At 71.7% G+C, this 8,799-nt stretch carries 10 protein-coding genes and 2 tRNA genes; 10 read left to right on the top strand and 2 right to left on the bottom strand.

Annotated features, from left to right (window positions below; genetic code table 11):
• Window positions 1-2 precede the first annotated feature (2 nt).
• Together HC362_RS22955 and HC362_RS22950 are read left to right on the top strand one after the other, a co-directional pair.
• Window positions 3-239, top strand: a complete 237-nt coding sequence (locus tag HC362_RS22955; protein WP_209263275.1) for a Trm112 family protein — start codon at window positions 3-5, stop codon at window positions 237-239.
• A complete protein-coding gene (locus HC362_RS22950; protein ID WP_243085873.1) occupies window positions 236-1,003 on the top strand; it encodes an FkbM family methyltransferase in 768 nt (255 codons plus the stop codon). Before HC362_RS22955 ends, HC362_RS22950 begins: the two co-directional genes overlap by 4 nt.
• A gap of 164 nt (window positions 1,004-1,167) precedes the next feature.
• Here HC362_RS22950 and HC362_RS22945 read toward each other — a convergent pair whose 3' ends face one another.
• Window positions 1,168-2,175: a Ku protein gene (locus HC362_RS22945; RefSeq protein WP_243085872.1), complete on the bottom strand. Its 1,008-nt coding sequence runs from the start codon at window positions 2,173-2,175 to the stop codon at window positions 1,168-1,170.
• Window positions 2,176-2,205: 30 nt separating this feature from the next.
• Between HC362_RS22945 and ligD the strand changes: the two genes are divergently transcribed.
• Entirely contained in the window at window positions 2,206-3,105 is a 900-nt protein-coding gene (gene ligD, locus HC362_RS22940; RefSeq protein WP_243085871.1) for a non-homologous end-joining DNA ligase, read from the top strand.
• Window positions 3,106-3,201: 96 nt separating this feature from the next.
• Here ligD and HC362_RS22935 read toward each other — a convergent pair whose 3' ends face one another.
• On the bottom strand, window positions 3,202-3,489 hold the full coding sequence (locus HC362_RS22935) for a YtxH domain-containing protein (protein WP_209263271.1): 288 nt from the start codon (window positions 3,487-3,489) through the stop codon (window positions 3,202-3,204).
• Between the two features lie 191 nt (window positions 3,490-3,680).
• Between HC362_RS22935 and HC362_RS22930 the strand changes: the two genes are divergently transcribed.
• From HC362_RS22930 to HC362_RS22900, 7 genes are all read left to right on the top strand, one after another.
• Window positions 3,681-3,753 (top strand) — tRNA-Asn (locus HC362_RS22930).
• 234 nt (window positions 3,754-3,987) lie between these two features.
• Window positions 3,988-4,061, top strand: a tRNA-Ile gene (locus HC362_RS22925).
• Window positions 4,062-4,479: 418 nt separating this feature from the next.
• Window positions 4,480-4,746 (top strand): hypothetical protein, encoded by a 267-nt coding sequence (locus HC362_RS22920; protein WP_243085870.1) that lies wholly within the window; start codon window positions 4,480-4,482, stop codon window positions 4,744-4,746.
• A 5-nt stretch (window positions 4,747-4,751) separates the two neighbouring features.
• The gene (locus tag HC362_RS22915) at window positions 4,752-5,345 is read left to right on the top strand and encodes a Clp protease N-terminal domain-containing protein (RefSeq protein ID WP_243085869.1); all 594 of its coding nucleotides are present in this window, start codon (window positions 4,752-4,754) and stop codon (window positions 5,343-5,345) included.
• A gap of 192 nt (window positions 5,346-5,537) precedes the next feature.
• Window positions 5,538-6,074 carry a hypothetical protein gene (locus HC362_RS22910; RefSeq protein WP_243085868.1) on the top strand — a complete coding sequence of 179 codons (537 nt, stop codon included), beginning with the start codon at window positions 5,538-5,540 and terminating at the stop codon, window positions 6,072-6,074.
• A 277-nt stretch (window positions 6,075-6,351) separates the two neighbouring features.
• Entirely contained in the window at window positions 6,352-6,882 is a 531-nt protein-coding gene (locus tag HC362_RS22905) for a hypothetical protein (RefSeq protein ID WP_243085867.1), read from the top strand.
• A 299-nt stretch (window positions 6,883-7,181) separates the two neighbouring features.
• The gene (locus HC362_RS22900; RefSeq protein WP_243085866.1) at window positions 7,182-8,633 is read left to right on the top strand and encodes an FGGY family carbohydrate kinase; all 1,452 of its coding nucleotides are present in this window, start codon (window positions 7,182-7,184) and stop codon (window positions 8,631-8,633) included.
• Window positions 8,634-8,799: the final 166 nt, after the last annotated feature.

The following is an 8,799-nucleotide window of genomic DNA, read 5'->3' as shown; positions in this document are numbered from 1 at the left end:
CCATGCCCCCGTTCTGTGCCGACGACCCCCTGCTGAAGATCCTCGCCTGCCCGCTGGACAAGGGGCCGCTCACCCTGCTCCAGCCCGAGGAGGCCCTCTACAACCCCCGCCTGCGCCGCCGCTATCCCATCGTGGACGGGATTCCCCAACTGCTCCCCTCCTCCGGCGAGCAGGTCGGCGACGAGGAACACCGGCGACTGCTGAAACGGCTCTCCGAGCCGGAGGCACCCTCCTCATGACGCTCGCCTCCCGGATCGGCCCGCGCCTGCCCGCACGCCTGCTGACAGCCGCGACCGACCTGCTGTACCCGCGCTTCGAGCCGGAGCTGGGACGGCTGGCCGACTTCTGCCCGCGCGGCGGCACAGCTGTCGACGTAGGCGGCTGGTACGGCCCGTGGACGCGGCGGCTGGCCCGGCGCGCCGACCGGGTCGTCACCCTGGAGCCCGTCCCCCATCTGGCGCGCCGGCTGCGGGCCACTGCGCCGCCGCGCACCGAGGTGCTCCAGGCGGCGGCCAGCGACCGCTCGGGGACGGCGACACTGTGGCTGCCGCCCGACGGGCGCGGCGACCGTGGTGTCTCCTCCCTGGTACGGCGGGAGGTCCACCAGGCGGCCCTCGACGTGCCCTGCCTGCCGCTGGACGAGCTCGCCCTGACCGAGGTCACCCTGTTGAAGATCGATGTGGACGGGAGCGAGCTGGCCGTACTGCACGGCGCGGAGGCCACTGTCGCGCGTGAGCAGCCCGCTCTCTTCATCGAGCTGGAGTCGCGCATCCAGCCGCTGGCACCGGTGCTTACTGTGCTGTCGTCCCACGGGTACACCGGCTGGGTGCTGCCCGGTCGCACCTGGGTGCCGCTGGCCGACTTCGATCTGGCCGCACACCAGCGGCGCACCGCACATGTCGCCGAGCACGGACTGCTGCGCCGCTCACTGGCACCGCACCGGCGGTATGTGAACTCGGTGCTGTTCCTTCCGGCTGGCCGCAGACCGGGCCACCAGGGCTAGGCAGGACGCGCCCCGTCAGGGCGCGGGGAACTGCTCCCCTGGGGGCACCTCCCGGCCGGAGGCCGGGGGACTTCGGCCGGGTGGGGGTGCCCCCGGCCGGAGGCTGGGGGAGTGCCCTCACAGCCACGAGACACCGCAGCCCGCAACCGACAGGCGGGGCGGCCTCAGGCCGTCTTGCGCGGCCGTGTGGTCTTCTTCGCGGCTGTCTTCTTCTTTGCCGCCGCCTTCTTCGGGGCAGCAGCCTTGGAGCCCGTCTTCTTGGCGGCGGCCTTCTTGGACGCGCCCTGCTTGGAGGCGGCCTTCTTGGAGGCAGCAGCCTTCTTGGGCGGTGCCTTCTTCGCGGGCTGCCGGTCCGACAGCTCGTGCACCGTCGCCTCGCCCTCCTGGCGGCCGCTTCTGGCCTCCTGGACGCTGCGCTCCAGCACGGACATCAGGTCCACCAGCTTGCCGCCGCCCGCCTCGGTCCTGCGGCGCAGTTCCTCCCCGGGCGGCTCGGCGCCCTCCACCTTGGCCCTGACGAGCTCTTCCAGCGCCTCGCGGTACTCGTCCCGCAGGTCGCTCCAGTCCAGCTCGCCGAGCGTCTCCATCAGGGTGTCGGCCAGATCGAGCTCTGCGTCCCGCACCTCGACCTGGCCCTCGGGCGCCACCCCGCCGACCGCGCGGATCTCGTCGGGCCACAGCATGGTGTGCAGCGCCAGCGTGTCCTCGTACACGCGCAGCATCCCCAGGCTCTCCCGGGCGCGCAGCGCCAGTTTGGCGACGGCCACCTTGCCGGATCTTCGCAGCGCCTCGCGCAGCAGCACATACGGCTTGTCGGCGCGCTTGCCGTCGGCGGCCAGGTAGTAGGAGCGGTCGAGCTGGATGGGGTCGATCTCCTCGGCGGGTACGAAACCGAGGATCTCCACCGTCTTGGCGGTGGGAAGCGGGAGCGCTGCCAAGTCGTCGTCGGTCAGCAGCACCGTGCGGCCCTCTTCGGTCTCGAAGCCGCGGCCGATCTCCTCGCGCGGCACCTCCTCCTCGTCCAGCTCGCACACCTTGCGGTAGCGGATACGGCCCCCGTCGGCCGTGTGCACCTGGTGGAAGGAGACGCTGTGGTTCTCGGTGGCGGACACCACCTTGATCGGGATCGAGACCAGCCCGAACGAAATGGCCCCTTTCCAGATTGAACGCATACTTTGTCCCTTCTATGGGACTCTCAGGGTATGCCGCACACGGAGATCGGGGGCCACCGTCTGGCCCTCAGCAACCTCGACAAGGTGCTCTATCCGGCGACGGGTTTCACCAAGGGCGAGGCGATCCACTACTACGCCTCGATCGCCCCTGTCCTCCTCCCCCACCTCGACGGACGCCCCCTCTCCTTCCTGCGCTATCCGGACGGCGTCGAGGGCGAGAAGTTCTTCACCAAGCACGTGCCGCCGGGCACCCCCGACTGGGTGACACGGCGCAAGATCACCGTCGTCAGCAGGGAGCCGCTGCACCAGGTGCTCATCCAGGACGAGGCGACCCTGGTGTGGGCGGCGAACCTGGCGGCGCTGGAGCTGCACACCCCGCAGTGGCAGTCGGACCACCAGGCCGAGGCCGACCGTCTGGTCTTCGACCTCGACCCGGGCGAGGGCGCCGACATCCTGGACTGCCGCCGGATCGCCGACTGGCTGCGCGAGCGCACCGGCGCCGACGGCATCACCCTGCTGCCCAAGACCTCCGGCTCCAAGGGGCTGCATCTGATCGCCGCCATCGAGCGCACCCCCTCCGACCAGGTCTCGGCGTACGCGAAGAAGCTCGCCCAGGAGGCCGAGGCCGAGCTGCCCGAGCACGCGGTCAGCAAGATGGCCAAGAACCTGCGCCCGGGGAAGGTCTTCGTGGACTGGTCGCAGAACAACCAGGCCAAGACGACGGCAGCCCCCTACACCTTGCGCGCCAAGGAGCGCCCCACCGTCTCCACGCCGCTCACCTGGGAGGAGCTGGCCGCCGCCAGGAAGCCGCAGGATCTGGTCTTCGTCAGCTCCGACCTGCCGCCGCGGATCGAGGAGTGCGGCGACCTGCTGGCCCTCCTGCTGGAGGGCGGCGGGGACGGGAGCGGCCGGGGCCGCATCCCCGGGTGACCGCCCGGGGCTGCGGCCCCGGCCGCGCGCCCGCTCATCGGCCTCAGCGGCGCTCCTCCGTATCAGCTGACGCCCACCGCCTCAGTGGGCCTTCATTCAGTGGGCCTCGGCGCCCCAGTCGCTCCCCGCACGGGCGCGGTGGTCACGGACCGTACGAACCCGGTCGCTCACCGGCGAGGGGAGCCGGTCCTGGACGGCGTCGGCCGCCTTGGTGGCCGCCTGCCGCCCGCTGAGCGCCGCGGCCTCCCCGGCGTTGCGTACCGCCGGGTTCTCCGCGATCCTGCGCACGCCCTTCATGATCTGCTCGTAGCGCTCGCGTCCCGCGCGGGCGCCGAGCACATAGCCGACGGCCAGTCCGGACACGAACGTGAGCCGGTAGCGCATAGCTTGCCCCTTCTCTCGGCTGGTGGTCCTGCTGCCGGTGCCCCGGCGGCAGCTACCGCCGTCGGGGTCCTTGAGGGGTACCGCGTACGGGCGACAGCAATACCGATTTCGGAGCACCCCCTGGCATGCGCTAATGTATTCCTCACCGCAAGGGAGCGCCCCGGGGTTCCGGAGTGCGACCGACGAGACGGTCCCGTGTAGCTCAATCGGCAGAGCAGTCGGCTGTTAACCGGCAGGTTACTGGTTCGAGTCCAGTCGCGGGAGCAGTACCCGAAAGGGCCCCTTCCCAGGGGCCCTTTTTCGCTGCCGTCGCTCACTCCTCCGGGCTCCCGGGGGACGTTCTCCCGTTTTCCAGGGGAAGTTGACCCCGACCGGGAACCGATCACCCCTGGTTCGCGGTCCTCACCTGCGTAGATCTCCCCCGGCGCGGGCGGCAGATCCTATGAACGGTTATGCTGCGGCAGACGGCGCGCACAGATGTGCGCGGTGCGCCGTTACGGGGCGGTAGCTCAGCCGGTTAGAGCAGCGGACTCATAATCCGTCGGCCGTGGGTTCGAGTCCCACCCGCCCCACCTCAGCACGACCCAGCAGAAACGTTCCAGCCTGGACCTTCGGCGGGGCGCTCCGGACAACCGGGCGCCCCGTCCGGCTTTTCGGCGACAGACCGGCCGGACGCCGGCCCCCTCTCATCGGTCACCCGTTCGACCCGCGAGCCGACCGGCCGCCCGCAAGCCGCCCCGCGCTCGCCGTGAGCGCCGCGCGAGCCACACGGAACAGCGCCGCAGCGACCCCGCGCGCCCCTCCCCGGGGCTCCCCGGTCGTCATGCGCGAGCGCTCGCGCGGGCCCCGCCATCTCTTCGGCGCCCCGCCGCCGCCCTCCACCAGCCCCCGGTCCCCCACCGCGGCGTTGCCGTGCGGCACCGCCCACCTCTCGGCAAGCACACGTCAATGCAGGTTGACACGGCCACCCTGTCATCTTAAGTTGACGCCATGGCAGGAACGGAAGCGCACGAAGCCGATGAAGCGGTGCATACCGCGCAGGCGGCCGTGCACCGCGACCCAGCGGTCGGGCTGCGGGCCGTCGCCGCGCTGCGGCGGCTCGCGGAGCGCCTGGAGGCGCTGCAGGTCGACAGCGCGCGCCACCAGGGGTGGTCCTGGGACGAGATCGGCGCGGCCCTGGGTGTCAGCAGGCAGGCCGTCCACAAGAAGCACGCCAACCGGACAGAGAACCGGGCAGGGAACCGGACAGGGAGGTAGGGCCGATGTTCGAACGGTTCAGCAAGGAGGCGCGGGACGTGGTGATCCGCGCCCAGGGTGAGGCCGGCTCGCTCGGGCACGACCGGATCGGCAGCGAGCATCTGCTGCTCGCCGCGCTGCACCACTCCGAGCAGCCAGGCGCGGCGACGCTGCTGCGGCTCGGCGTCACCGCGGCGTCGTGCCGGGCCGCGGTCGCGGGAGTGGTCACCGGAGCACACGAGGATCTCGGCCCGCAGGACGCGGAAGTGCTGCGGGCGTTGGGTATCGATCTGGAGGAGGTCCGCAGGCGGGCGGAGGAGTCCTTCGGCGAGGGCGCGCTGGAGGGCGCACCGGGCCCCGGCCACGCGGAGCGGCGACGCGGCAAGGACACCACCGCACTCATCCGGCACATTCCGTTCGCCGCACGGGGGAAGACGGTCCTGAAACAGGCGCTGCGCGAGGCGCTGGCGCGCAAGGACCGGCGCATCACTGTGGCACACGTGGTGCTCGGCATACTCCACGCCGAGGACAACATCTCCTGTGCCGTCTTCTCCCGACTCGGTATCGAGCCGGGAGCGGTGCGCGAGCTGGTATTGGACGATCTGCGGGCGGCCGCTTGAGCCCACGCCTGAGCCCCGGCACTCGCACGCGTCGACGCGGCGTCAACTCGCCGCGGCGGGAGGCGCGGTGGCGTACAACCCCCTGAGGGGCCGACGTGTCGTACTGGGTAACCCGCGCATCAGGCCCATAGCTCGGATGCCCCGGATATCCCTGATGCGACTGTTCTTCGCCAAAGAGGGGGAAAAATCACTATGCGTTCCACACGCTTCTCCAAGGGCGCACTGGCCGCCGCGACCTCGGCGCTGGTGCTCCTGCCCGCCGGTGCGGCGTACGCCGGCAGCGGCCCGGCCACCCCGCCGTCCCACCCGCAGAAGCTGACCCGCTCCACGGCTCCCTCCCCCGACGGGAACCCGGCAAGCAAGCTGGCGCAGGCGGCGGGCGTGTGTGACGACGCCGTGCCGATCGGCACCCGTGGGCTGATCAAGCGCGGGTCGGAGACGATTGCCTCGGTCAAGCAGTTCTATTCGAAGAAGTGCAACGAGAACTACGGCTATGTGTGGGTGTGGGAGAGCTTCCGCAAGACCGCGGCTCCCTACGACATCACCGTCGGCGTCTACAGCTACAGCGACGACTCGGTGCACGCCGCCAAGGCATGGAAGGCCACCAAGCAGCAGGAGTTCTGGACGGACGGCGCGAACACGGTCGACCACTGCACCTCCGGCGTGGGCAGCCTGCGCCCGGCGGGCGCGCCGCAGCCCTTCCAGGCGTACTCCGAGAAGCGCTGCTGACCAGACGGCGTCCCGAGCGCCTGCTCCCGCCCCAGGGCCCCGCGTCACCTTGGTGACGCGGGGCCCTTCTCCGTTCCGTGGCGGGGCTCTACAGCGCGCCGGCCGGCCCCGCCGCCCCCGCCCCGCACGAGAGCCCGAACCGCCCCGCCGTCCCGGTGCTGTACGACCCGCCGTTGCGCGCGAATACCCGCCCTGGGGGTCGAAGCCTCTTACTGTGAGCGCGACCGGTCTGACCGATATGACCGGATTCCCACTTTCTTCCGACAGGAGGAGCTCTATGCGCAACTTCTCTCCCACCAAGGGCCTCATCGCCACGGCCGCCTGCGCCATGATGCTGGTGCCCGCCGGGGCGGCCCAGGCCGGCAGTGCCCAGGCCCCGACCTCGGCCAAGGCCGGCCAGGTGACGGCCGGCACCGCCTCCTCCCAGAGCACCCAGGCGAGCCCGACCATGCGGGTGGCGCGCGTGTGCAGCGACGCCCACCAGATCGGCCCGACCGCTTACATCAAGCGCAAGGGCTACACCATCGGCTCGGTCAGGCAGTGGTACTCGCCGCGCTGCAACCGCAACTACGGCTCGCTGTACGTGTGGAAGGGCTTCCGCAACCACGTGCGGCACTACACGACGACCATCGGCATCTACGACTTCAACGTCAGGAAGCTGGTCGGGCTCCGCATCTTCCGCAACACCTCGGCCTCGACGTTCTGGTCGTACCCGACAGCCACCGTGCGCCACTGCACGTCAGCGCGCGGCTCCATCGAGGTGCCCGGGGAGCAGAAGCACTACGTCTACACCTCCAAGCGCTGCTGAGCGGCGGTGTACCCGCTGAGCTGACAGCATCCGACACCGTCCGGCGCATGCCTCCGCCGGGCGGCGTCGAAGACGAGGGCGACCTGGCCGCGCTCCGGAAGGCCGCGGCCGGGTCCTCGCGCGAGGGGGTCCCCGAGGGGGCCTACAACGGGGACCCGCACGCCGGGCTCACGCACGACGCCCGGGGCGTACGTCACCGGTCGTGCACCCGGGGCGCACGAGACCGGTCGCGCGCCGGGAAGCGGCCGGGAAAGGGGTACCGGGCCCGGTACGGGCGGCTATGAGGCATCATTCCCGCCATGGGGATAGTCGCCGGACTGGACAGTTCAGCCGAGTACACAAGCATCGTCGTCTGCGACACGGAGACGGGCGCGGTCGTCAGGCACGGCCACGCCGAGCATCCCGATGAGCGCGACGACCCGCAGTCGTGGCTGCTCTCGCTCGGTACGGCGGCAGGCGGCGGGCAGCTCGCCGAGGTGCAGGCGATCGGCGTCTCCGCGCAGCAGCAGGGCCTCGTCGCACTGGACGGCGGCGGGAACCCGGTCGGGCCCGCGCTGCTGGGCAACGATCAGCGGATGCAGACGGCGGCGGCCGACCTGGTGGACGCGTTCGGCGGGCGCGCCGCGTGGGCACAGGCCGTGGGCACCGTGCCACAGGCCGCGCACCCGGTCTCCAAGCTGCGCTGGCTGGCCCGCGAGCAGCCGGAGGCCGCCCGGCAGGTGGCCGAGATCATGCAGCCGCACGACTGGCTGGTCTGGCAGCTGCTGGGCCGTCCCGCGCGGCGGGTGACCGACCGCGGGGACGCCTCGGGCACCGGGTACTGGTCGGCGGCGACCGAGTCCTACCGTCCTGACCTGGTCGAGCTGGCGCTCGGCCACCAGGTGGGGCTCCCCGACGTGGTCGGCCCCTCCCAGCCCGCCGGGCACACCCCCGAGGGGCTGCTGATCTCCGCCGGTACGGGCCAGACGATGGCGGCCGCCTTCGGACTGGGGCTCGGCCTCGGCGATGTGGTGATCTCGCTCGGCGCCACGGGCTCGGTGTGCGCCGTGCACCACGAGGCGCTCGTCGACCCCTCCGGCACCATCACCTCCTACGCCGACGCCACCGGGATGCACCTGCCGGTGGTGCGCACCCTCAACGCGACCCGCGTGCTGCGCGGTGCCGCGGGGATGCTCGGCACCGATCTGGAGGGCCTCTCCGAGCTCGCGCTGACCTCGACGCCCGGCTCCTCCGGACTGGTGCTGCTGCCGTATCTGGAGGGCGAGCAGACGCCGCAGCTCCCGCACACGGCGGGCTCGCTGCACGGGCTGCGGCGCGAGAGCATGAAGCCCGAATTCCTGGCACGGGCCGCCGTCGAGGGGATGCTGTGCGGGCTGGCGGACGCGCTGGATGTGCTGCGCGGCCGCGGCGTGTCCGTACGGCGGGTCTTCCTGCTGGGCCAGGCCGCCGGGCTGGCCGCCGTGCGGGACGCGGCCCCGGCGCTGCTGGACGCGCAGATCGTGGTGCCCGAACCCGCCGACTACGCCGCGATCGGTGCCGCGCGCCAGGCGGCGTGGGCACTGTCCGGTTCCGGCCTTCCGCCCCAGTGGCCGACCGCGGCCTGCCAGGTCTTCGAGGCCGGGGAGCAGCGGGCCGTCGGACAGGCGGTGCGCCAGCAGTACGCGACCGTGCGCGAGGAGATGTATCCGGGAGCCCTGCCCGAGCCGTATCCGGGCACACAGGAGCCGTATCAGGGGGCAGTGGCCGGGTAGCCCGCGCCCTTTGCCAGGACTTGGCCAGGGAAGCGCCGGAAACAATCAAAACGGGGGGCGGGAGCGAGCCGCACACTTGTACGCTCTTTCCCTTCCGTCGCCATGCCCTCGTCCGCCCGCCGCCATGCCCGCATCCGCTTCCGCCGCACACCCAGCTGTCACTGAC

This window comes from Streptomyces sp. 891-h (assembly GCF_022760275.1).
In the GTDB taxonomy this organism is placed as follows: Bacteria; Actinomycetota; Actinomycetes; order Streptomycetales; family Streptomycetaceae; genus Streptomyces; species Streptomyces spirodelae.
This window is presented reverse-complemented; position numbering and strand designations above follow the sequence as displayed.